18 protein-coding genes are annotated in these 25,780 nt (G+C 41.0%); 4 read left to right on the top strand and 14 right to left on the bottom strand.

All coding sequences use genetic code 11. The annotated features are described in order from the left end of the window. Positions 1-20: 20 nt before the first annotated feature. Positions 21-917 carry a DUF8428 domain-containing protein gene (locus J4E06_RS03830; RefSeq protein ID WP_349522719.1) on the bottom strand — a complete coding sequence of 299 codons (897 nt, stop codon included), beginning with the start codon at positions 915-917 and terminating at the stop codon, positions 21-23. Positions 918-967: 50 nt separating this feature from the next. On the opposite strand from J4E06_RS03830, the gene J4E06_RS03825 reads away from it, so the two are divergent. Further along, positions 968-1,663, top strand: coding sequence for a ComF family protein (locus J4E06_RS03825; protein WP_349522718.1), 696 nt, complete (start codon positions 968-970; stop codon positions 1,661-1,663). 83 nt (positions 1,664-1,746) lie between these two features. Beyond that, complete coding sequence (locus J4E06_RS03820; RefSeq protein ID WP_349522717.1) at positions 1,747-3,348, top strand: Ig-like domain-containing protein; 1,602 nt, start codon at positions 1,747-1,749, stop codon at positions 3,346-3,348. On the opposite strand, the gene J4E06_RS03815 is transcribed toward J4E06_RS03820, so the two are convergent. From J4E06_RS03815 to katG, 3 genes are all read right to left on the bottom strand, one after another. Continuing rightward, positions 3,332-4,108, bottom strand: a complete 777-nt coding sequence (locus tag J4E06_RS03815) for a nitrilase family protein (RefSeq protein WP_349522716.1) — start codon at positions 4,106-4,108, stop codon at positions 3,332-3,334. The two genes, J4E06_RS03820 and J4E06_RS03815, sit on opposite strands and share 17 nt — an antisense overlap. Next, positions 4,109-4,585 carry an ankyrin repeat domain-containing protein gene (locus tag J4E06_RS03810; protein WP_349522715.1) on the bottom strand — a complete coding sequence of 159 codons (477 nt, stop codon included), beginning with the start codon at positions 4,583-4,585 and terminating at the stop codon, positions 4,109-4,111. It lies immediately after the preceding gene. A gap of 100 nt (positions 4,586-4,685) precedes the next feature. After that, positions 4,686-6,899, bottom strand: a complete 2,214-nt coding sequence (katG, locus tag J4E06_RS03805; RefSeq protein WP_349522714.1) for a catalase/peroxidase HPI — start codon at positions 6,897-6,899, stop codon at positions 4,686-4,688. Between the two features lie 236 nt (positions 6,900-7,135). On the opposite strand from katG, the gene J4E06_RS03800 reads away from it, so the two are divergent. Further along, positions 7,136-7,666: a lipid-binding SYLF domain-containing protein gene (locus tag J4E06_RS03800; protein WP_349522713.1), complete on the top strand. Its 531-nt coding sequence runs from the start codon at positions 7,136-7,138 to the stop codon at positions 7,664-7,666. A 3-nt stretch (positions 7,667-7,669) separates the two neighbouring features. Here J4E06_RS03800 and J4E06_RS03795 read toward each other — a convergent pair whose 3' ends face one another. Then, complete coding sequence (locus J4E06_RS03795) at positions 7,670-9,034, bottom strand: DUF5689 domain-containing protein (protein ID WP_349522712.1); 1,365 nt, start codon at positions 9,032-9,034, stop codon at positions 7,670-7,672. 11 nt (positions 9,035-9,045) lie between these two features. Continuing rightward, on the bottom strand, positions 9,046-11,781 hold the full coding sequence (locus tag J4E06_RS03790) for a carboxypeptidase-like regulatory domain-containing protein (RefSeq protein WP_349522711.1): 2,736 nt from the start codon (positions 11,779-11,781) through the stop codon (positions 9,046-9,048). 101 nt (positions 11,782-11,882) lie between these two features. On the opposite strand from J4E06_RS03790, the gene J4E06_RS03785 reads away from it, so the two are divergent. Next, on the top strand, positions 11,883-12,923 hold the full coding sequence (locus J4E06_RS03785) for an endonuclease/exonuclease/phosphatase family protein (RefSeq protein WP_349522710.1): 1,041 nt from the start codon (positions 11,883-11,885) through the stop codon (positions 12,921-12,923). Between the two features lie 35 nt (positions 12,924-12,958). On the opposite strand, the gene J4E06_RS03780 is transcribed toward J4E06_RS03785, so the two are convergent. From J4E06_RS03780 to uvrC, 8 genes are all read right to left on the bottom strand, one after another. Further along, positions 12,959-13,396 (bottom strand): hypothetical protein, encoded by a 438-nt coding sequence (locus J4E06_RS03780; RefSeq protein ID WP_349522709.1) that lies wholly within the window; start codon positions 13,394-13,396, stop codon positions 12,959-12,961. A gap of 96 nt (positions 13,397-13,492) precedes the next feature. Continuing rightward, positions 13,493-16,174, bottom strand: coding sequence for a TonB-dependent receptor (locus J4E06_RS03775; protein ID WP_349522708.1), 2,682 nt, complete (start codon positions 16,172-16,174; stop codon positions 13,493-13,495). 172 nt (positions 16,175-16,346) lie between these two features. Continuing rightward, positions 16,347-17,984: a glucose-6-phosphate isomerase gene (gene pgi, locus J4E06_RS03770; protein WP_349522707.1), complete on the bottom strand. Its 1,638-nt coding sequence runs from the start codon at positions 17,982-17,984 to the stop codon at positions 16,347-16,349. Beyond that, entirely contained in the window at positions 17,984-19,273 is a 1,290-nt protein-coding gene (locus J4E06_RS03765; RefSeq protein WP_349522706.1) for a M23 family metallopeptidase, read from the bottom strand. The genes pgi and J4E06_RS03765 overlap by 1 nt, the downstream gene beginning before the upstream one ends. 10 nt (positions 19,274-19,283) lie before the next feature. Then, positions 19,284-20,258, bottom strand: a complete 975-nt coding sequence (locus J4E06_RS03760; protein ID WP_349522705.1) for a tryptophan 2,3-dioxygenase family protein — start codon at positions 20,256-20,258, stop codon at positions 19,284-19,286. Between the two features lie 10 nt (positions 20,259-20,268). Then, the gene (locus J4E06_RS03755) at positions 20,269-21,051 is read right to left on the bottom strand and encodes a DUF3108 domain-containing protein (protein WP_349522704.1); all 783 of its coding nucleotides are present in this window, start codon (positions 21,049-21,051) and stop codon (positions 20,269-20,271) included. Between the two features lie 337 nt (positions 21,052-21,388). Then, positions 21,389-23,650: a patatin-like phospholipase family protein gene (locus J4E06_RS03750; protein WP_349522703.1), complete on the bottom strand. Its 2,262-nt coding sequence runs from the start codon at positions 23,648-23,650 to the stop codon at positions 21,389-21,391. A 3-nt stretch (positions 23,651-23,653) separates the two neighbouring features. Next, positions 23,654-25,447, bottom strand: coding sequence for an excinuclease ABC subunit UvrC (uvrC, locus tag J4E06_RS03745; RefSeq protein ID WP_349522702.1), 1,794 nt, complete (start codon positions 25,445-25,447; stop codon positions 23,654-23,656). Positions 25,448-25,780: the final 333 nt, after the last annotated feature.

Genomic DNA, 25,780 nt, shown 5'->3' with positions numbered 1-25,780 from the left:
TTTACCCAAAAAGAAGTATGTTATTTCAGCTGAAATTCAGTAGAAGAGAGCAATCTTTCGTCCTCGAACACATTAAGGGTATAAATTCCCTCTGCCAACGAGCCCTCGGGAACGGTAATGGCATCACAAACACTGATTTCTTTTCCTGTGTACACGATTTCCACCTTTTTGCTATAGGTATTGCCACTCACCGAAATGGTATTGGCATTATCTTCGATAACGGCCATGTTCGGGTCCAAAAATTGTAAGTAGAGTACTTTTATGTCGCCATCGGAACTGGGATCGCTCAAAATAGTGACACATCCCCTTAGCTTTTCTATTACCGATGCCTTATTCGTTTTAATAGGCCTACCTGCCCTGAGCCTAAATCCGCTTCCCTCGGCATCCTGCAGTTTTAGATAGCTTTTTATTCGTAGTTCCCTAGTAAGTTCCTTATTGGTCTCCCGCAACAACGATTCCGTTTGTTGCATATTGCTGGCCCTGCCTCGAAGCTCTTCCAACTGCTTTAGGGTTTCGTCATACTTGCTTGCAAGCAAGCTGTTGTTATATCGCAAAAAGTTGTTCTTGAGTTTTAGACTGTCAAACCGCAATTCCAATTTACGTAGTTCCTTTCTGGTTTCCTTTAATTTGGTGATGCTGAAGTTCAACCTGCCAACCGAATCCAAGAGTTGCTGTACCCTAAAACGAGAGGTTTGCAATTCGATTTCGTTGACTTCGTTCAAGCCTGATAACCGATCTACCTCGGCTCGCATAAGTGTTAAATCTTTTACCAAAAGAGATTTCTCCTCTTCCAGATAAATCATTTGGTTTTTGGATTGTGCGTAGCTGTAATAAAAGGCAATAAGAATCCCTACAATTACCGCGGCCATTGCGGCAAAGATAATTTTGTAATTGAAATTGTTATCTTGGGAGTTCATGGGGTTGACATACTACGCTAAAAAATGTATAAGATTTGACACCAAAAAGGTTGGCTAAGATAATAAACGAGATTAACAACATCCTATTGCCAAGGGTATGTTTTGGATGTAATACGCAATTATTTAGGGGAGAACGTATTTTGTGTACCGTTTGTCGACATGATGTGCCGCTCACCGATCATAACTATCTGGAAGAAAACGCAGTGGATCGCATATTTTATGGTAGGGTTCCGATAAAAAAAGCTGCTTCTTTCGTTTTTTTCTCCAAAAATGGACTCGTAAAAAGTTTATTGCATTGGTTGAAATATAAAAATCAGGAACAAATTGGAGGCTTTTTTGGTGACTGGTGCGGAGCCTATTTAAAAGAAAATGGACAATTAAAGAACATTGATGTTGTTGTACCTGTTCCTTTGCATTCCAAAAAACAGAAAAAACGGGGTTATAATCAGGTAGCGCTTTTTACCCAAAAAATAGCAGATAATATTGGCGCAACCTATTGCGATGATTGGTTGATAAAAGTGAAAAACATAAAGACCCAGACCAAAAAAGGCCGTCAATGGCGATGGGAAAGTTCCAAAGATGCCTTTGAACTGGATGCATCAAACAAACGGGATTTTAAGCACGTGCTCTTGGTGGACGATGTTATCACTACCGGAGCAACCATTGAGTCGTGTGCACAAACACTTCTCCGGCATAAAAATATAGAGGTTTCCGTGTTAAGCATGGCCATGGTACCGGAGGGTTAAAATTTATTAATGCGGCGTCCCAGTTTTCAAATTAGTTGTTTCTTTGTTCCACATTATTTTTAGGTATGGTGTATTTAAAAAAGATGCTGGGATTTCTTTTTGTTGCCTTTACGGTTCTTGCCCTTTGGCAATGTGCCAAACGAGGTTCCCCAAGCGGTGGCCCAAAAGATGTCACCCCGCCAAAATTGGTGCGCGCCGAACCTGAAAATTTTACCATTAATTTCAAATCAGAAAAGATTCGCCTTTACTTTGATGAGCTTATCAAGCTTGAAGACGTACAGAATCAATTGGTGGTATCCCCTCCTTTTAAAAATCCGGCCACAATAACGCCCATGGGCGGTCCAAGTAAATATATTGAGGTGGTTATCAACGATACGCTTCGTGAAAACACTACATATACCATTAATTTTGGCCAAAGTATTGTGGACAACAACGAGGGAAATCCCAACAGCTTTTTAACTTACGTTTTCTCGACTGGGGATTATTTGGATTCACTCACCCTTAACGGAGCCGTAAAAGATGCCATCAATAGAAAAGCAGATGAGTTTATAAGTGTAATGCTTTATGAAATAGACAGTGCCTATACCGATTCTACCATTTATAAAGAACCTCCGCTATACATTACAAATACTGGGGATAGTTTGCCTTTTTTTGAACTGAAAAACCTAAAAGGTGGAAAATATGCCTTGTTCGGTTTAAAGGATGTGAACAAAAATAATATGTTTAATCAGGCACAGGATAAGATTGGTTTTATCGAGGATACCATTACGCTGCCAACGGATTCCATTTACGTATTGAACCTATTTCAGGAAGAATTGAATTATAAGCCATCGGTTCCCAGTTTAACTGCCAAAAACAAAATTATATTCGGATATCAGGGTGATTACAGGGATATGGAGATTGAAACTTTGACCTTAATGCCCGATTCCGTTAAGAGCACTATTTTGAAAGAACGTGACAAGGATACCTTGAATTATTGGTTTACCCCGACGGATTTGGATTCCATTATATTTACTGTAAAAAATGATGAGGTGGAAGTTTTGGATACGTTTACGGTAAAGATGCGCGACCTGCCCATGGATTCTTTAAAATTGTCCACCTCGGTTAGCGGAAAATTTAATTTTGAGGATACTTTTAGTGTGTTGGCCAACACGCCCATTGCCTCGTTGGACACAAGCCAGGTTTCACTAATGGTCAGCGATACCATTCCGGCCAACTATTCCTTTGAGCTCGATACCTTAAAAAACAAAGTGGATTTTGATTTTGAGGCTGAGCCCAATCAGAAATATTCTTTCTCGTTTTTACCTGGTGCCATTACCGATTTCTTTGGTGTTCAAAATGACACACTGGACTATAATTTGTCGACTGGCGGTCTTTCGGATTATGGGAATTTAACCATGATATTGGGAGGTGAGGTCAACTATCCGGTAATCGTACAACTTACCAACGAAAAAGGAGTGGTACAACGGGAAATCATTGCAGCCGAACCACAATCCTTCGAATTCAATAATTTGAGCCCTGGTAATTATATAGCACGCGTGGTTTTGGACAAAAACGGAAACGGCCAATGGGACACCGGCAATTTTCTTGAAAAAAGACAACCCGAAGAAATTAGCTATTATCCCGGAGCAATAGAGATCAGGGCCAACTGGATAAAGGAAGAAACCTTTATTCTATCAAACTAAAGCGGTCTCGATCTTCCAAAAACCTTAATTTTTTTCTAGTGGAATCAATATGCTCTTTGTTCAACGTGGCATAAAGAATCTCTTCGTCATTGGAGAAAGCCAACGGTTCGCCCAGCACATCATAAACCGCGGAATGTCCAGGATATTCAAAATCAACACCATCCAAACCTGTTCGGTTTACCCCGATACAATAGGCCATATTTTCTATGGCCCTTGCCTTAAGAAGCGTGTCCCAAGCATTAATTCTTTTCTTGGGCCAATTGGCCACGTAAATCAACACATCATAATCCTCAGCATTCCTGGACCACACAGGAAAACGTAGATCATAACAAATCATAGGGCAAATTTTGAATCCTTTGTATTCAAATAACAGTTTTTTGCGGCCTGCTTCATAAACTTCATCTTCTCCTGCCAAGGTAAAGGTGTGTTTTTTATCATATACCTCAACATCAGCTTGTGGTGAGATAAAGTACAAGCGGTTAAAAAACTTTTCATTTTCCTGAAAAATCATACTTCCGACAAGAGCTTTGTTTTGTTGGTGAGCGATTTGCTTCATCCAGTTTAGTGAGCCCTCGCTTTCGGACAGCGCAATCTTTTCCGGTCTCATGGTAAACCCTGTTGTGAACATTTCTGGCAATACGACCAAATCTACACTATTAGGGATGGCTGCTATCTTTTCTTCAAACATTTTTCGGTTGCTTACCGGGTCTTCCCAGTACAAATCCGTTTGAATCAAGGCAATGTTCAAAGTTTTGGGCATCTAGTATTTTTTTAGGAGGTCTTCCAATTCGTTATTTCCCTGTTCCATAACAAGATCTATTGCGGTTTTACCCCTTGCATCTTTTACCGATGCATCCGCTCCATTTTTTAAGAGGAGTTCAGCAATTTCTTTACGATTAAAAGTTACAGCATAAATAAGACAAGTGGCTCCCATTGCATTTTTTTGATTGACATTGGCCCCGGCATTGATCAATTTTTCCGCAATAGGGGTAAACCCTTTAAAGCAAACACCCATGAGCGCCGTATTTCCTGAACCATCAAGAGCATCAACCTGTGCTCCTTTGTCCAATAAAAATTCAACCATATCCACATGCCCATAATAAGCTGCGAGCAATAAGGGTGTGGAGCCCCTTTCGTCCTGGATCTCCAAAAATTTGGGGTTGTTATTCAATAGGATCTCCACAGCTTTGGAGTTCCCATTTCGTATTTGATTGAAGAGTTCTTCTTTATTGTCCATAACCATTGTGAAAGTTATAAAAAAACTGCCATAACCTAGAGGGTCATGGCAGTCTTTGTACGCATTTTCTTTATCTATTTTTTTACTTCTAATGAATTGATCAATCCAGGTCAAAGCGATCTAAGTTCATAACTTTGGTCCATGCAGCAACAAAGTCTTTTACAAACTTATCTTTGTAATCGCTGCCGGCATAAAGTTCTGAGAGAGCGCGCAACTCTGCGTTTGATCCAAAAATAAGATCTACGCGGGTACCTGTCCATTTTGCTTCCCCTGTTTTACCATCTTTACCTTCAAACATTTCCTCAGCTTCGGAAGTTGGTTCCCACTTGGTGCCCATATCCAAAAGGTTTACAAAGAAATCGTTGCTCAACGTTCCAGGTTTGTTCGTGAAAACACCGTGTTTGGAACCATTATAATTGGTATTGATAGTTCTTAATCCACCCAACAGAACGGTCATTTCAGGTGCTGTAAGTGTTAACAGCTCCGCTTTATCGATCAACATCTTTTCAGGAGTGGTTTCAAAGCTGGGTGCAAAATAGTTTCTGAAACCGTCCGCTTCGGGTTTCAACCATCCGAAAGATTCCACATCGGTTTGCTCTGCAGTTGCATCGGTACGGCCGGGAGTGAATGGCACAGAAACATTGTGACCGGCGTCTTTTGCCGCTTTTTCTACACCTACAACTCCACCCAATACAATTAGGTCTGCGATGGATACTTTTTTATTTCCTGATTGTTCGTCATTAAAGCCTTGCTGAATTACTTCGTAAGTATTCAATACTTTTTTCAGCTGTGAGGGATTGTTGGCCTCCCAATCTATTTGGGGCGCCAAACGAATTCGTCCACCATTGGCTCCACCACGTTTATCCGAGCCACGGAAAGTGGATGCTGATGCCCATGCAGTAGTTACCAATTCGGATACACTCAGTCCTGCGCTTAAAATTTTACCTTTTAAGTTGGCTACATCGGAATCGTCAATGATTTTATAATCCGCCTCTGGGATTGGGTCTTGCCACAGTAGTTCCTCTTCCGGCACCTCTGGTCCGTACAATATGGCTTTTGGTCCCATATCCCTGTGCGTCAACTTGTACCACGCACGTGCAAAAGCATCGGCGAACTCATCAGGGTTTTCGTAGAATCTGCGTGATATTTTTTCGTAATGCGGATCAACTCGCAACGCAAGGTCCGTGGTGAACATCATTGGTGCGTTTTTCTTGTTTGGATCGTAAGCATCTATTACGGTACCAGCACCCTCGCCATTTTTGGGCTGCCACTGAACATCGCCTGCAGGGCTTGTTGTCTTTTCCCATTCATATTTGAATAGATTTTCAAAGAATCCCATATCCCATTTAATGGGATTGTTGGTCCAAGCACCTTCCTCTCCATCGGTAATGGTATCTGGTCCTTTTCCTGATTTGAAATCACTCATCCAACCAAAACCTTGATTGGCAAGGGAAGCACTTTCTGGCTCTACCCCTTTGTGCTCGTGTGGACCGGCTCCGTGTGCTTTACCAAAAGTGTGTCCGCCAGCAATCAGCGCAACGGTTTCTTCATCGTTCATTGCCATTCTTGCAAAAGAATTTCTGATATACTTTGCGGCCAATGCAGGGTCGGGATTTCCATTTGGGCCTGCTGGGTTCACATAAATTAGTCCCATATGGTCCGCAGCAAGATTACCTTTCAATACACCTTCTTCGTCATGGCGCTCATCTCCTACCCATACTTTCTCTGGACCCCAGTTTACGGATTTGTCCGCTTCCCAGTCATCCTTGCGTCCACCAGCAAAACCAAAGGTTTTGAATCCCATGGATTCCAAAGCTACATTACCGGTCAGCACCAAAAGGTCGGCCCAAGAAAGTTTGTTACCATATTTTTGTTTGATTGGCCACAACAAACGGCGTGCTTTGTCCAAATTGGCGTTATCTGGCCAGCTGTTCAGGGGCGCAAAACGTTGTTGACCCCCTACTGCACCACCACGACCATCCTGTACACGGTACGTACCGGCAGCGTGCCAAGTCATACGAACAAAGAAAGGTCCGTAATGTCCATAATCCGCAGGCCACCAATCTTGACTGTCTGTCATTAATTCGGTCAAATCTTTTTTAACTGCATCCAAATCCAAGGATTTAAAAGCTTCAACATAATCAAAATCTTCTCCTAACGGATTGGTAAGGTTCGAATGTTGGCGTAAAATGCCTAAATTCAATTGATCGGGCCACCAATCGTCATTGGAAGTTCCTTCTCCAGCTGCTTGGTTTATAGCGTTTAAATGTGGGCATAGACTTTCGTCCGCTCCATTTGCCAATTCTTTACTCATGATAGTATATTGTTTAAAATTAGATTTTTATTCATTTTAAAAATACGAAAATGCTAGCTGTTAATATAGAGGTTTGATATTAAAATACTATTAAAACATAGTTGTTATCTATGGAAAATAGATTCGATATAAAAAAATCTTAGCTCATTCCCTTTTCTTAACAATTATTGGCAAAGCCTTTCCAAAATTGAGCTTCTAGGTTTTCTACCTTTGAGTGAACACAAAAAACATAGATTATGAAACAGATAAAATATTTAATAGTGGCTGCCGTGCTATTGGTTGGCACAAGTACCATAGCCCAGAATAAAAAAGATAAAAAAATAATGGCTGATGCCCAAAAGGCAAAAACAATGCTTTTGGAGGCGGCACCCAATCTTGATGGATTCTTCGAAAATTCCGCTGGCTATGTCCTCTTTCCCAATGTAGGGAAAGGTGGATTTATTATAGGAGGTGCCTCAGGTAATGGTGTAGTTTACGAAAATGGTGAGGCCGTGGGAATGGCCGACCTAAAAAAATTGAACATTGGACTGCAAGCGGGTGGCCAGGCCATTATTGAGGTGATTTTCTTTGAAACCGATGTGGACCTGCAACGTTTTAAAACCGAGAAATTCCAATTTGCGGCAGAAACCTCGGCAGTTGCTCTAAAATCGGGCATTGCATTCAATGCCAAATACAAAGATGGGGTAGCGGTTTTTGCCCTTCCTAAAGCTGGGCTTATGGCTGATGCATCGGTAGGTGGACAAAAGTTTAAGTATAAAGCATTCTAAAAGTTAATCCCGAACCCCTGGAGTAAAATCCTCGGGGGCATTTTGGGGTAATTTAGTAGTTCCCGCATCACCTGTATCATTAAAAATAGTCCATTCAGAGAATGTGTATACCGGATTGCCTACCATAATATTGCTGTTCCGGACTGCTCTTCCATCCTCAAATTCGTGATTGGTTCCCGAACCATCTTCCCCAATTACTCCAAACATGTCTATTATGGTTCCGAAAGGGTCCACCAATTCCAAATTATCATCGCCATTCGAGTCCGCCGGACTATTTGTGGACACACCCAAATCTGGAGCAAATCCATAGACGAGTTCAAATTCCTCTGCATTGGGGGATATGATCAAAGTATTTTCTGGGCCAATAATCAAACCCGATAAGTCAATGGTAGAACTTAGCTCGGTATTGGCATTGGTATACCGCCGAAGTGTCCATAAGTTTAAATCAAGAGGTTCGGATGCTGAATTGTAGAGTTCCACAAAACGGGCGCTGGAATTGTTGTCGGGGTCTGCCAATTCGGAGATAAAAATTTGATTGGAAGTGAACTCGGTGATGATTTCTGGGCAACGTTCTTGGGTAAAATCCACATCTTCCAACGTTCTAATCACTAGTTGCGGAGTTTTTCCATCCCTTGTTAACACCGCCGTTAGCATACCATTTGTTTCAGGCAACGGTTCCGCCTGAAAATCGGAATAACCACTGTTTAAAAGTACAATTTCGTTTTCTGCACAGTCCACAAGTGACCGTTGGGTTTCTTCTTGGGCAAGGGCATAGGTTTGGCCTAGAACTTCCTCTGCAAACTCTACGTTTTCAAATTGAACCAATATGTTTGATGGCAGACTATCAATATCAGAAATTGTTGTCACCAAAGGCTCCAGGAATCCTTCACCATCACAGGAGACAACAAGATGGTCAAAGACTTTTCCTCGCGGCAATCTTCCTATGGAAAGGTTGCCGAACGATGAGAAAACACTTCCTATTCGAAGAGTGTTTCCTTTTTTGCCCAAATAGAGGTCTTTTAACTTTACCAAGACCTTGCTCCCCGCTGGAAACAATAAGTGTGATTCCCTTACATCAACTTCGAGTTGTAGTCCTTTTGATGGATTGCTTAATCTATCTTGCAGATAAAGCACACCAAAAAAATTCCCCGCCCTGTCGGATGAGATTACATAGCCTTCCAAGACCAGATCTTCTTGAATCTGTATTACATCATCTTGCACCAAAGAATCCAAATCGCTAAAAGTAATATTGGGTGATATATCCGTTCCACAACTGGCTTCTATTTCATCAAACTCTCTACCATCAACACAGCACAAAATGGTTAGAAACCCGATGATTCCACAAGTTTTTATAAGTATATTTTTCATAAGTAATAGGATTAAAAGCTAATGGCCAAATTCAAAAAATAGGTTCTTCCGTAGCTGTACCAATATTTTGGAGCGAAAGAGGGCGAACCACTCTGATTATCTTGTTTCAGCTGCCCATAGTTTCCGTTCCTGCTCTGTTCATAGCCACCTGTGCGGAAAACCGTATCAAAAACATTATTGATGCTCGCAAAGAAGCTTATGTATTTCCCGTTGATCAACCACGATTTGCCACCAACCAGATTGAGCAAATAGATATCATCCAATTTATTTTGCTTTAGTAATTTGGAAACGTTCACATCAGACGCGTCTGGAAAGGGTTCGCCCGTTTCGGGGTCCATCAAAAAACTAGACGTTCTGGTAATAGTGGAAAGGTTGCTATAATTATTCGTGAGATAATTGGTTGTACCGCTTATCCACCAATATTTTGGAGCCCTGTAGGACACCCCCAAAGCCAGGGCAGTTTGTGGTCCTTGAGCCAATTTTAAATCTTTTAGGGTGGCAATGCCCAAATCTATATTTCCTTCGGGAGCAATGAGGTCTTCCTCTGCACTTGCCGTATCAAAATTGATCTGTACCGATGGGTCGCTGGCATATACATAATGTCCCACATTTCCGGCAGCAGTTACTTTTACACTGGATGATGCTTCGTACTCAAATCCAAACTCGATGCCTTTATGAAGTCTATCGAGTCCTTTGATTACTTCCTGAACGAAATCGGAGCCGAGTCCTGAATCCACAAAAAAGAAATTGATGTCCGTTGTATGTTGAAACCGTGTGTAAAATGCACTGACCCTTCCCCTAAGGCTGGGTAAACGCACAAAATAGTTCAAATCGAGACTACTTACCACCTCTTTCTGAAGCTCTGGGACTATCTCGTTATTCTCCCTTGGGTTAATAAATAAATTTTGAATAATGGGTGGCCGTTCCACCATCGCCGCATTGGCCGTGAACCAATGCCTCCCTGTCAAGAAATACGTGAATCCGCCCTTATATGCCAAGTTGGAGAATGATACTTTTTCTCCTGGTCCTAAGGAATTTTCCAAATAGCGTTCGTTTTTGAAGAATCCATTGCGCTGCACATTGAAACTGGAATACGAAGCTGAGAGAAATCCATCCCATTTGTTAGAGGTCAACTGTATTTGTGCAAATCCTTCCAGCTGCGAGGCATCTAAATTGTAATGATAATTGAACTTTTCGCCTTCGTTTTTCTGTAGTGCCCCGTCAACATCGTTCAAGGTGCTGGAGAAGGTGTCCATATCCTCATGATATGTTGCTCCCAACAAATCTTGAATCTCTGCATAGTTCTCCGATGCTGTGGTTCTATAATTTCCACCAAACCCCAATTTGATGAAATCGCTCATCACATAATTAACATTAGTGGCGCCCGAAATGGTTGTGTTCTGAGCAACATCATCATAAAGTAAGTAGGCAGCTTTTTCACCATTGCTGGTATTTGCCATATAAAGCTGTTCCCAACTGAGCTGAGGGTTTTCCAAAAAGGCGTCTTTTGCCAAATTTGCATTGATGAAATCCGCTCCAATGGAACTATTGATATGGTAACTGGGTAAATATCTGTAGTAGGTTGGGTCTGGGTTCGGTGCATTGTAATACCCAAGCCTACTCCTTGAATTGATTCCTGTTTGATAGGCAACCCCAATGTTCCAATTCAATTTTTTCTTCTCTAAAGTATAGTTGAGCAGAAATAAAGGCTCAAAAATTTCTCGCTCTCTTGAATTACGGATTTTACCACCCTGTTCACCCCAATACGGATTGTACTGACCGCCCATAAAATCAAAAACTTCTTCCGTGAGTGCAGAAGACCTTCCTCTTCGGTTGCGCGCAAGAATCGAGGTTAAAGTGACGCTGTTTTGTGGATTGAATTGATACTCTACGGCTCCAAAAAAGGAGTAAGCGTCGTACAAAGTACCCTCCACGAAGCCTTCTTTGGCCCAACGGCCTGAAGCGGATACCGAATAGGCCAATCCACTTTCCTTTTCTCCTGAATTGTAGGTGGCCATCAACCTGCCACGATAGGTGCGATTGGACAGTGATGATGAAAGGCGTAATCCTGGTCTCATTCCAGAAGGTCGGGTATTGATGTTGGTGTTGCCCAAAATTCCACCAAAAGTGTATGGGTTCAACGTTGAACTATTAGTGAATTCCTGATTGCGAACAACGTCGTTTAGTCCGCCCCAATTGTTCCATTGTGGCCTGCCATTAAAAAATTTGTTCATGGGAACTCCGTTGATCAGAACCGTACCGTTTCGCGAATCGTAACCACGGACTTTAAAAAAGGCTTGTCCAAAATCAAAAGCGGCACGGTTCAAAAATATGTCTCTAGTGGATTGCAACAATCCCATCGAACTGGAAATGGATTCAAAATCATCGGAAAGGTCGCCATCTGTAAGTGAAATCAAATTATCCGTTTGTTCGTGCGCAATATCCCTTTCCAGATATATCACACCTAAATCAATCGGATTACCTTCCAAATAGACCGAGAATCGCTTCGAAATAAAATCCAAAGCCGAAATTTGGAGCATTTGCTCTCCTGTTTGGGATATATTAAGTTCAAATTCTCCCTTGGGGTTTGTTGTAAATTCTTGGAAAGTGCTTTCAAGGGTAATTGTCGCATTCGAAATGGGTGCATTTGAACCCTTCTCCATCAATTTACCTGTAACGGGGGTACTTTGTTGTCCATTCAGCATTTTACAACAACAAAGCATGGCCAATACCGTGGCTAGCCTCATAGCTTATTGTAGGTTAATTTATAAAAAAGGGGTTGTAATTGCTGTACAAACTGCGAAAAAGCGAACAATTGTACTTATTTTAGCTACAAAATCAAAATAAAATGCGATTATTAATATGCCTACTTGTATTAATATCGACCTCACTTTATGGACAAAAGTCCAAGACTTACACCTTAAGAACGATTGCTTTTTACAACTGCGAAAACCTGTTCGACACGGTAAACGATTCCCTTACTTTTGATGATGACCGCACTCCCAAAGGGCGTTACCATTGGACCGAGGAGCGGTATCATCAAAAAGTTGAAAACCTATCCAATGTCATCTCTAAAATTGGAGAAGACATCTCTAAAACCTCGCCGGATATTGTGGGGCTTTGTGAGGTGGAAAATCTGGATGTGATTGAAGATTTAGTGCAACATCCTAATTTACGAGAGAAGGATTATGGCATCATTCATTTTGATTCCCCTGATGCGCGGGGCATTGATGTTGCGTTACTTTATAAAAAGGCATCGTTTATTCCATCCTCCTTTAAAAGCCATAGACTATTACTTTTTGATGAAATGAGCGAAAGGAAATACACTCGCGATCAATTGGTGGTCGGTGGCACTATGGATCGTGAAAACATCTATTTTATCGTGAACCATTGGCCCTCCCGAAGGGGTGGGGCTGCGAAGAGTTCGCCGTTGCGGGTAAGGGCCGCTTTGCTGAACAAGCGCATTATAGATTCCATTCAGGAATTGGATTTGGATGCGAAAATCATCGCTATGGGCGATTTAAATGACGATCCTATTGATAACAGCTTGAAAAAAATACTGAAAACGAAGGGTAAAAAACGTCAGTTGGATAGTGTAAGCCTCTATAACCCCATGGAAGCGATGTTTAAAAAAGGCGTGGGTTCGCTAGCGTATCGCGACAAATGGAACTTGTTCGATCAAATATTTATGACCTCCAATTTGGTGACAGAAGACCGTACCATGCTTTCCTTCTGGAAAGCGGGCATTTTTGCGCCTGCCTTTATCAGAACCGACAAAGGAAGATTTAAAGGTTATCCTCTACGCACCTATTCGGGCGGTAGTTATACGGCTGGGTATAGCGACCACTTTCCGGCGTATGTATTTTTGTTGAAGGAGGTTAAAGAATAAGATTCCTGCCTTCGTGGAATGACGCTACATTGGTTTTATCCCAGCCACTGCCCCCATGGAATACGGCTCAAAATCAATAAAAGTCCCAAACCGTAGAAAATGGAAATGGTCTTGAACTTTTTATTGCTTTCCATGAATTTTTTGTGTCGGGACCAACCGATGGTAATCAGCACCAAGGCTATAATGTTTATAAAAGGATGCTCCACCGCCAACAAACGTGCTGGAGCATTCAATCCGCCCATGCCCAAGGTTTGGATAGCTTTAAGTCCATTGGTTGATGTAAAGAACAATACTAGTCCCACCAAAAGTTGAATATGGCTTAAGATTAGTGCAAATAGACTTATACGAAGGTCTTTTTGCATGGTAAAGTCTTTTTTGCCCAACCAACCTGCTATGGCATTGATTACGGCAATTACTAAAACGGCCAAAACCACATAGGCCAAATAAGAGTGTAGGTTCTTGATAATTTCCATTAGGTATAGTTTGTGAGCTTAAAAGTACGGAATTTTGGGCATAAAAAAAGCCCCTCGCTTTTGCGAAGGGCTTTTGATTTTTTACAAAAGGCTTGATTAGAAATCGTAACGCAATGTAACGTTCCAAGTTCTTCCCAAACCAAAGTAACCTTGGTTGGAAACAGCAATACCCTCATAGGTCTCGTCACCAGGTTCTGCAAAATTTGCAGTAGTTAGTGTAGACAGGTATTCCGTATCAAGAACGTTATTCATATTAGCTCTTATCTTTAACTGCTTTGTTTTATTAGCTCCCAAAGGCACACTAAAGGTTACACCTGCATCCAACAAACTGAATGATGGCAATTCCAGGTTCTCCTTAATAGCCCCAACATCGGAATAAAGATCTGCATAATACCTCCAATCAGAATCTACGGAAAAGTTTTTGTTGATTCTGTAGGCAAATCCCAAACCACCAGAAGTCTGAGCGGCACCACCAACCTTTCCTCCGTCATAATCCTCAGCTTCAAAGCTAATAACGTTTCTGTCCTCGTCGGTAACCTGAGTAACAGCATCACCTTTGTACACCCAATCACCGATAGATGCGAAACCATTAATACTAAGTCCACTAACTGGACGGAATTTAAAGTCCACTTCCACACCTTGGTGCAATTGCTCTGTACCGAAGTTTGATGTATAGGTGACGACATCGTCAACAATATCAGAACTAGTAGCAACCCTATCTTTCCATGAAGTCCTATACAGGTTAACATTAGCAGAGAACATAGAACTGGTGTAACCATATCCAGCCTCCAATCCGAAAATTTTCTCATTCTCGGTCAGTGGGTTAATTTGGTTGGTAAAGTTCAGGTAAATGTTATCATGGTAAGGTTGACGGTTGTAGTAACCTGTATTTACATAAAAACTGTGCTGAGAAGTCGGTCTATAACTAAATCCAGCTTTAGCATTATATCCAAAGTTATTCACCTTTTCAGAATCTACACCTGGTTCAATATCAGCAGGCAATGGCACGCCTGTCCATTGCGATGAAGTTCCATTGATTAGAGACTCATCTGCGTACTGATATGGATCAAATCTTTGGTGATATTGGTTTGAAACGGAACCTTGGAAAAAAGCTGAGAATGTATCAGTAGCGTACTCCAATTGCGTGAAGAGACCTCCATAAGAAATACGCTCTTCGTTATTGTAAGCTATTTTTTGATCTTCTGGATATGAAGTAAATGCAGCCTTCCAAGCAGAAGGTTCGTAAGATTCAGTAGCAGTCACAAACTTATATGTTCCAAAAGTGCCATATGGCTCGTGGTTATTATTTTGATCTCTCAAACGAATATTTTCTGTCCAAGAGTTTAAGCCGTGGAAATTTGAAACAACCCTAAAGTGTTTACCATAATAGGTTCTTAAATCAAAACCAACATTCCAAGTTAGGTTGTCGCCTAGCTTTTTCTCAAGGTTTGAAATTAAACCATACCAGTTATGAAGGTTCATAGAAGCTCTAGTAATATAAGCTGGGTCATCACCAAAATTTACGGCATCGCCATTGGGTACTGCCGCATTTTGATCATAAATGGCGTCATAGTCGATACGCCCTTCGTCTGTTCTGATTCGATTACCCAAGTTCCCAGTACCACCACCGTTACCCCAAGAGGCATAAAGCACAGTCGATAGGTTTGTGGTTGAGTTAATGTTCCAGTCCCAGTTTAAGTTGGCGACAGGCTTGTGGTAAAAGTTTCTTCTTTCAGTCAAGTATTGACCGTTGTATACTCCCCAGTTATTGTTGTAACGTAGACCGTACTCCAAATAATCTGAAATTGGTTTCGTGAAGTTTTGATCGTGGAACTGTGGAGCGCCGGTAATCAAGAAGTTAAAGTTGTGTGAGTCGTTTGGTCTGTATCCAACAGAGATGAAATACGTTTGACCTTCACCAAAATTACCTTCGTTGTAACCATCACCTTGCCAGTGAGAAAGCATAACGCTCATACCCCAACCTTTATCGGAAATACCCGTATTGTAACCAGCAGACGTTTTGATGTAGTTGTTGTTAGCTACGGTTGCATATCCAAAACCACCTTCGTTCATCTCAGTAGCTTTGGTCACAAAGTTAACCGTACCACCTACTGATGAAATGGCCAATTTGGAAGAACCAAGTCCTCTTTGAATCTGGATACCAGAAGCAATATCGTTGATACCAGACCAATTGGACCAGTACATCAAACCATCTTCCATTCCATTGATGGGCTGACCGTTCAAAAGAAAAGCAGTGTTGTCCTGCTCAAATCCCCTTACTCTCATATTGGTATCACCAAAACCACCTGCTTGACCAGAAACATAAACAGAAGGTGTGTTAACCAATGTCATAGTAACATCTTGAGTACCTATTTTCTCTTGGATTGTTTTAATAGGCACAGACGAAACTGCGATTGGTGTTTGTCTATCAGAAGCAAGGTCGATAATACCCGTACCAACCACTACAACTTCTCCAAGTTCTTCAGCATCCGGCATAAGATTGATTGTTCCCACGCTACCTCCGGAAGTAAAAGCAATGGATTGGGAAACGAAACCCATATATGATATGACCAACGTTCCAGAGGATTGCTTAACCTCTATAGTAAAATTACCATCAAAATCGGTAGTTGTTCCGTTAGATGTTCCCTTCACCATAACGGTAGCTCCTGGTAGTGGTCCTCCAAGGTCACCATCGGTAACCGTACCAGTAAGAGTTCCTTGTGCAAATGCCATCGCGGAAACAAAAATTGCCGCAATAGCCAAGTAGATTCTTTTCATTTAATTCAGTGTTTAAGTGTTTAATTAGCCCTGCAAAAGTGATTTATTTTTGACACTCTGCGATTAAGCCAAAGTTAAAATCAAGCAAATATAATTAACACTAAATTAACAAATAGAATTATCTGACAGACAATTGTTTAGAGATTTTAATGAATTTTGAACAGATGGTAGTTTACTCCTTAAAAAAATGCAAAAGGTTCAATGTGGAGCTATCGTGTTTACCGATTTCTGAATTTTCGATATCGGTCAAAATATTCTTGGCCAATTGCTTGCCCAATTCCACGCCCCATTGATCGTAACTGAAAATATTCCAAACCACACCTTGCACAAATATCTTATGTTCGTAAAGTGCAATCAGTGCTCCAAGGCTTTTTGGGGTAAGCTTATCAATCAATATGGTGTTGGTGGGCTTGTTGCCTTCAAAGATCTTAAACGGAAGCAACTTTTCAAGCTCCTCTCCCGACAATCCCTGGGATTTTAGTTCTTGCCTGACTTCCTCGGCAGTTTTACCGTTCATCAAGGCTTCGGTCTGGGCAAAGTAGTTTGCCATCAATTTATGGTGATGGTCCTCATCGCCATGCAAGGATTTTTTATAACCGATAAAATCGGTTGGAATCAATTTGGTTCCCTGATGGATCAGTTGAAAAAATGCGTGCTGTGAATTGGTGCCCGGCTCTCCCCAAATTATGGTGCCGGTTTCGTGACCCACTCGGTTACCCGCTCTATCCATGCTTTTTCCGTTGCTTTCCATGATTCCCTGCTGCAAGTATGCGGAAAAACGGTGAAGGTATTGAGTGTATGGTATGATGGCTTCGGTCTCCGCTTTATAAAAGTTATTGTACCAAACACTGATGAGTCCCAATATAACAGGGATGTTCTCTTGGAACGGTGTTTCCTTAAAGTGAGAATCCATTTCGTTGGCCCCATGTAAAAGTGCTTCGAAGTTTTCGTAGCCGACGGATAATGCGATGGACAATCCAACCGCACTCCAAAGAGAGAATCTGCCTCCGACCCAATCCCACATCGGGAACACATTTTCATCGGAAATACCGAACTCCTTGATTTTTTCAAGATTGGTGGATACGGCCACAAAATGATCGGCCACATCTTTTTCCGATGCGCTTTGCAGGAACCACTTTTTAATGGTCAATGCATTGGTCAAAGTTTCTTGGGTGGTAAACGATTTGGAAACAATAACGAATAAGGTGGTCTCTGGATTGAGTTCCTTCAACACTTCATGGACCAAATCACCATCTACATTGCTTACAAAATGGGTTTTTAAATCATTTTGATAAAATTTTAGGGCTTCGGTCACCATCACAGGGCCCAAATCCGACCCGCCGATTCCAATATTCACGATATCGGTAAAGGTTTTACCGGTATGTCCTTTGCGCTCTCCAGATATAATAGCTTCTGAAAAGGTTTTTATTTTTTCTTTGACCTCAAATACCTCATCAACAATATTTTCTCCATCCACCAATACCTTATCACCTTTTTTGGCGCGCAAAGCGGTATGCAATACTGCCCTACCTTCGGTTTGGTTGATGAGCTCCCCGTCAAAATAACTTTTTATGGCTTCTTTTAATCCTACCTCATTCGCCAATTCCAGCAACAGCTCCAAAGTTTCCTCGGTAATTCTATTCTTTGAATAGTCCACCAAAAAATCGTTCCAAAGAATGGACAATTTTTTACCGCGACCTTCTTCTTTTGAAAACAGTTCCCTTAAATGTACGTCTTTGGTTTTTTGATAGTGTCTTTGAAGATTTTTCCAGGCTTCGGTAGTAGAGGGGTTGATTGTGGGTAGGGCCATTACTGGGTATATGATATTAGGGTTTCTTCAGATTCTTCGAGTTCTTCTGGAGCTGGGTCCACAAATTCTATGCAGTCCAACTGCTCCTTTAATGGTGCGATATGTGCCATATAATCTGTGCGCAAGGAATCTGCAATAGGGTCGGCCTCTGGCAGTTTTTCTTTTAAGGGGTCCACTTGTCTTCCGTGCTTCCAAAAACGGTAACAAACGTGCGGACCTCCAGTATTACCTGTCATACCAACCCATCCGATAACTTCTCCTTGGCGTACAAACTCTCCTCTTTTTACCTTTTGTGCCTTCATGTGCAGGTATTGTGTACTGTACGTGCCGTTATGTTTTATCTTGACATACTTTCCGTTACCTCCTCTTCGAGTGGATTCTGTAACGGTTCCATCTGCGGTAGCTACAATGGGTGTGCCCACGGTAGCGGCATAGTCGGTTCCTTTGTGTGGCCTTACCTTGTAACCATAATAGGCGATTCTGCGCTTCAAGTTGTACCTAGAGGACAATCTGTAACCAAATTTAATCGGTGCTCTTAGGAAAGTGCTCCTCAAATTGTTGGCATCTTGATCAAAATAGTCCAAAATATTGTTCACCGAATCGGCGACATAAGGAAAAGCATAAATGGTTTTTCCCTTGTGCTCAAAAAGTGCCGATTTTATGGGACCGCGTCCAGCATAAACAGTATCGTTGATGTATCGCTCGTCAAAAACCACTTTGAACTTGTCTCCTTTTTCCAGTCTAAAAAAATCAATGGTCCAAGCGTATATTTCGGAAAGACCTATGGTTACGCCATAATCAACTCCTAAATTATCCATAGCTTCGGAAAGACTGCTGTTGATTACGCCCCCAACTTCTCTTTCTCTAAGCGTAACTTTTTTCCTGTTTTTGTAGGCTACGGCAGAATCTCGTAAATCCACCACCGTATAATTTATTTTATCGTTTTGATAGATAAAGACCTCGGCTACATTGGAAGTATCTTTTGATTTAAGAATCAGATATGGTTTGCCCACCATGATCTTGCGGACATCGAACGTATCTCGGTAATTTTCCGATATGGCCGCAATTTTTGGGTAATCCACATTGTTCTTGAGCATGAGCTCCCCAAAACTGTCGCCATTGCGAACTGTATCGTGAACTACATTGAATTCATCAAAATTAAAACCGTAACGAAGCTCGGGAAGTTTTTCAATCACTTCCACTTGTGCCACTTCTTCGACCGGTTCTTTTGTTTGTTTGCATGATGCCAGCACTGCCAACACCAAAATTGCCCCAATAATTTTCTGCATTTCTCTTCTTCTATTCCTTGTATTCTTTCTTTTCGGGATTGAACACATGATCAACCCACTGTTTTCCCCAGGTATCCAATTCCTCTTTGGTATGCAAAGTTGGGAAAAAAATTATTCTCTGGAAACTGGGTGGTAAATAGTCCTTCCAATTGGTGCCCCCTGTCGCCTCTAAATCCTTGCCGTCCTTTGCCAAATATCTATGTGCAGATCCCATGTGCATCAATGGCCAATTCACATTTGCGTTCAAATCTAACTCTTTTAACGTTGAAATCAGCTCTTCATTGCATCGGGATGCATCGGGCAGTTGCAAATATTTTTGATATATGGTACTGTCCTTCACTTGGTTGGCAATGCGCAAAAGTCTCGGGGTGTATCTGACCTCAAATTGTTTCAATGTCAAGGTTTTTTCGCCAGTGGCCAGATCGGTAGCTCCTTTTTTCCAATAGACATGTTCAAACAACTCTTCTATGCTATTTTCTGATGAAAATGAATCCCTTTCTGATGGGTGTACCATATTTTCCAATGGGGTGGTGTAGAATTCAATCATTCTATATTGTACCGACTGAAATCCACTTGCGGGAAGCAATGCCATCCGGTATCGGAGAAACTGCTCGCGTTCCATACCCTTGATCATAATGCTAAAGGAAGATATAAGTGCTTTGAAGTAGCTGTTGATGCGCCTCACTTTTTCTATAAAAAAGGATATATCTTGCGATTTGTCCTCAACGATCTGTTTTTGCTCATGCAAAATCAGTTTAAAGTACAGCTCCGTAATCTGGTGGTACATGATGAAGATTTCCTCATCGGGGAAATGCGTTCGAGGTACTTGAAGACTGAGCAAGGTGTCCAAGCGGATATAGTCCCAATAAGTAAGATACCTTTCGTAAAGAAGCCCATCCAAATAGGAACTCAAATCCTGACCTGAGTTTTTGAACTTTTCCTCTAGTTTGTTGATTTGGGAAGCGATTTTTGCATCCTTATCCATTAATGCCGTACTAATCCATTATTATTTTAAACTGGTTCTTAAGCCCATTATAGCCATCCAGATCTGCTTTTAACGATCCCACCGCCAAATTTGCCTTTATCCGAATGGGTATTTTGTTCCAATCGTTGGAAACCCATAGGGTAAGACTCTCTTTTTCCTTAAAAACCCTACCGGATTGAACCAAAGGCCTAAATTTAAGACATTCTACCTTTCCAAACTTCGTCCTAAGGATTTCTTTTCCTAAATATTTTAATTGAAACTTAAAAACTCCATCGTCATCAAAAAGCATATCCAAAACGATGGATTCACCTTCTTCAAACTCTTCAAGGTTGTAATTGCTTCTTAAAAAATACGAAGCGGAAATCAAATCCTGAATTTCATCGTGAATTTGGAAATCCTGTTTTGTGCCGTTTTTGTTATCTATTAAAACTGCTTTGTCGTTATCGTAATTAAACTCAATCTCCATATCCTTGGTATACCCACCCTCATCAATTTTCCTGATGAATTTGTAAGGTTTACCCTGCTCACGGCCAAAATAGCTTTCGTAGGTATCATCAACTTTAAAAAATATACTGGCAAACCCAGTGGTTTTACCTTTTCCGACAACGTGATACACGGGGATGTCATCCAGGGTTTTAGAGGTCAAATGCAGAGTAGCATAACTGGCATTCAATATCCCATAATGAATCCTGAATTTTAGCCACTCCCCCGGTTTAAAGGCAGGACGTGAACTTTGAGCCATTACCGGCATTGCCAAAAGAAGCAATACTATGGGCGTTATCAACTTTTTCATATGCAATTTTATAAGTATAAAATTAGTAAAATCACTTTAGCGGGCTATGCTGTTCACATATACTTAAACAAAACTTATTCCAAATTATTATAACAAAAAAAAGCCCAGTCACGAGACTGGGCTTTTCCTAAATAACCAACCAAACTTTAAATTATGAAAAACCAATACTTAAAGTTATAAGGGAACCACCCCTTATGCGGACAAAGATAAGGCAAGGTTTTGTAGGAAAAATTGTTTTTAACGGACTTTAACTAAACCCCTATAAGATTGATTGATTTTTCGTGTTTTTTTGACAAATTATTAAGAGAATTGGCCCGTTCGATGAGGTAATTTATATTTAAAACCAATACCCAATACTAAAGAAAACATTGCTTTCGCTAATTTCTGGCGACCAAGAATAATAAATTTGAATGGGGCCTAAAAAAGATTCGAAACCGTAACCCAGACCGTAACCGGAAAAATTAGGTTCCTCGAACCAATCGCCCGTACGAAAAAGGTCGTCCTCCACATTGGCGTAGTTGGCAGTAAAAAGCAAGTGGTGTTTGGAAGCAAACCTATAATCCAGTTTTCCAATTCCTTTTACATAACTGTTCCCCGCAAGGCTCAAAAAATCATATCCAAAAAAGGGTGTGAAATTGTTTACAAAATCGTTTCCGAAACCTCCCAGAATAAAATCAAAGGAAGCTACTGGTGAGGTTCCCAGTTTAAAGCCGCCTTCCATTCCCAAACTAACACTCAAATTGTGAAGCGGCGAGAACACACCTCCAAATTTGGCCTTTGCTACAGCAAACTCCGCGAAATTTTCATTGTAGTCGGACGAGAAGGCATAAAAATGGATATCTCCATCAAAAAGAAGCCCTCTGGTTGGAAAATATTTATCATCATATGTATCCAATTTTATTTGGGAATAGGCACTGATATAATGGGAGTCTTCAAAGGTGATTCTTTGGTTGGAGTTGGAAATATCCACATCCGAATCAACCTGATTTAGGGTCCTTGTGCTGTAATTTAAATATTTGTGCTCTGCACCAACTGTAAAGGCAAACTCTTCCTTAAGAACAGTTTGTAGGTAAATCTGGTTCGTAAGGTCGGTGACATCCAAATTTATATTTTGGATATTTGGGTCATCCGGGACTTTAAAATTACGTTGGATTTGAGCAAAATCGGTTTCCGTATCAAAATCTGTCAGTCTGGAATTTATGCCGAAGCTCCAATAATATCCTTTATCCAGATAGTATTGCATATTGTACCTAATGTGATCTCCCAACATAAAATCGAAAGAAGCCACATCATCCTTCATTAAAAAATTCTTTTTGGTAAGATTGATGAGTGCTGCACTTTTATAAAGGTCATCGTAGTGCGCCGACATTTTGATGAACATTTTCGTCGGATTCTCCTTGAGCTTTAAAATTAAATCTGTTCCCAACCCATTGGACATCAAATCGTAACGTATAGCCTTAAAGTTTCCCGTAGCGGAAAGATTGTTCATTCCTTGTCTGAGCTCCTCAAAAGATATTTTTTCTCCCAAACTAAACCTCAACTTCCCCTTAATAAACCCCCTTGTGTATTGGTCGTTACCCTCAATGATCATTCTGTTGATGGTTAAGCTGTCCACCATTTTTATACTTTTCCGGGGTTTTGGTACATCTTTTTGACTTTCAGCTATTTGCTTGAGCTCGTTCATCTTGATTTGAGCTGCTTCTTCGCCACTTTTTACAATCTGTTTTCCTTTATCAAAAGCTATTACAGAAAACTCGTCAATATCTGGCCTAATGTAAATGTCCGTTTCTTTGGACTTCTTCTTCATATCGTTAACCGTTCGATAATTATTGATTTGGAGAAGAATCTCTGTGGCGGAGGACAGCGATTCCCGAGTAGCAAGATCGTGTTGTACATCAACCCCAATAATAATATCTGCTCCCATATCTTTTACATGATTTATGGGATAATTGTTCACCACACCGCCATCGATCAAAATTTGGCCATTTATCTCTGCGGGCTCAAAAAGCGAAGGAAATGTACCACTTGCCATAATGGCTTCGGGCAAATACCCCCTGTCCAACAGTACTTCTTCCCCGGTTTCCACGTTGGTGGCCATGCACACAAAGGGTATGGGCAATTTCCTGAAATCTTGCACATCTTTTACGTGAAATAATAGTTGCACCAATAGGTTGTAAATATTCTGTCCTCCTGAAATAGCCTGTGGAAACGATACCTTGAAATTTTCGAAAGGCAATGTCAGTGCATAACGTTCGGAATCCTCCTTTTCATAAAATGTTTTGGCGCTTCGCGGAACATTATCCTGAATCAAATTATTAAAATCGGTGTTCCTAAAAATGGAGTCCAATTGCTGGGCCGAGTAGCCCGATGCATAGAGCGCACCCACAATGGCACCCATGCTTGTCCCGCCAATGTAATCTACCTTAATGCCTGATTCCTCTATTATTTTTAAGGCACCAATATGAGCCAAACCTTTGGCCCCTCCACCACTGAGCACAAGGCCAACCTTGGGGGGTCGGTTTTCCGAGGTGTCCTGGGCAACTCCCTTTACACAGAGCAATGCAAATAGCATAGTAAGTATTACTGCCTTGTTTCGCATAGACTACTTATGAATGGATTTATAAATTTTTTTAGCTTTTGAAGCTCCAACTGATGCTGTTAACTTTTCCAAGGAAGCTTCTTTGATTCGCTTTACCGATTTAAAGGTTTTTAATAATTGTTGGGCTGTTTTTTCTCCAATTCCATCAATATTAACCAATTCTGAGCTAATAGCCCCCTTACTTCTTTTGTTTCTGTGGTGCGTGATTCCAAATCGGTGGGCTTCATTTCGTAGCTGTTGAATAATTTTTAAACTTTCGGATCTTTTATCCAGGTACAAGGGAACCGGATCATCCGGAAAATAAATTTCTTCCAAACGTTTGGCTATGCCAATAATGGCGATTTTTCCTCTCAGTCCCAAAACTTCCAAACTCCTCAATGCGCTGGACAATTGTCCTTTTCCTCCATCAATAACGATAAGTTGTGGCAACGATTCCTCTTCGTTGAGCAATCTCTTGTATCGCCTAAAGACCACTTCTTCCATGCTGGCAAAATCGTCGGGCCCTTCTACGGTTTTTATATTGAAGTGCCGGTACTCCTTTTTGGAAGGCTTTCCATCTTTGAAAACAACACAGGCGGCAACTGGGTTGCTCCCTTGTATATTGGAGTTGTCAAAACACTCGATATGTCTTGGTTCTTCCGAAAGTCGTAAATCCGATTTCATCTGGGCCATAATCCGTTTGGTATGTCGGTCCGGGTCGGTAATCTTGATTTGTTTCAATCTATCCTGACGGTAAAATCTGGCGTTGCGTTCCGATAGGTCCAAGATCCTGCGCTTATCGCCCAGTTTTGGGAGTGTAACTTTCAAATCCCCATCAACGGTAACCGGAAAAGGCAGGTATATTTCCTTTGATTTTGAATTGAACCGCTGTCTGATCTCGGTGATGCCCAGTTGCAGTAATTCTTCATCCGTTTCATCCAGTTTTTTCTTTATTTCCAGTGTGTGCGAACGAATAATGGCTCCATGGGAAATCTGTAAAAAGTTGACGTAACCGTGGGTCTCATCAGAAATAATGGTGAATACATCAACATTGTTGATCTTTGGATTCACCACGGTGGATTTAGCCTGGTAATTCTCCAAAACATCGATCTTATCCTTAACGCGCTGCGCTTTTTCAAACTCCATTTCTTCTGCAAAGGCTTGCATCTGCTCCTTAAAGGTTTGAATGGAGGTTCTTAAATTCCCTTTTATAATTTGGCGGATGTCTTCAATCTGATCGTGATATTCCTTTTCGGTCTGAAACCCCTCGCATGGCCCCAAACAATTGCCCAAATGATAATCCAAACAAACTTTATATTTCCCGGCTTCTATTTTATCTTCGGAAAGATCATAGTTGCAGGTACGTAACGGATACAAACTTTTTATCAGGTCCAAAAGCGTCCGTACCGTTTTCATGCTGGTGTAAGGGCCAAAATATTCGGAACCGTCCTTAATCAGTTTTCGGGTGGAAAAAACCCTGGGGAACCTTTCGTTCTTGATACATATCCACGGATAGGATTTATCGTCCTTGAGCAAAACGTTGTATCTGGGCAACAGTTTTTTGATGAGATTGTTCTCCAACAAAAGTGCGTCCGACTCCGTGGGCACCACAATATGCTTAATGGAATGTATTTTTTTGACCAGCACCCGTGTTTTACCATACTCCTGTTTTTTATTGAAATAAGAGGAAACCCGTTTTTTAAGGTTCTTGGCTTTGCCAACATATAGAATTTTTCCTTCGGCATCATAGAACTGATAAACTCCAGGATTATTTGGGAGTGAACTTAACTGTACTTTTAGCGATACCGGTTTGGACATATTAGCTCTGGAAAAATGAACTGTTTTTGACGTTACAACAAAGTTATATTTTAATTGTGTTGAATATTGTTAAACTTGATCAATTCCCCTTTTGCTTTGATATTTGGTTATTCTGATCCACAAAACTTTAAAAAACAATCAATATCAAAAATTTACGGATTTAAGACACCATATTGTCAAACTGTGGTTTTTCCACAAAAAAACTATGGAAAACCCATATTTTGATGGTCAAGATTTAGTCTAAATTGTTAAACAGTTATTAAAAATCGTGCATTTCATCGATAAAAAGTGCATTTCGTGGTAAATTTTTCAAATGTTTTACTTACATTTAAC

It is taken from the genome of Allomuricauda sp. NFXS6, assembly GCF_040148835.1.
Lineage (GTDB): Bacteria > Bacteroidota > Bacteroidia > Flavobacteriales > Flavobacteriaceae > Flagellimonas.
The sequence above is the reverse complement of the archived record's forward strand: the minus strand, read 5'-3'. Positions and strand labels throughout refer to the sequence as shown.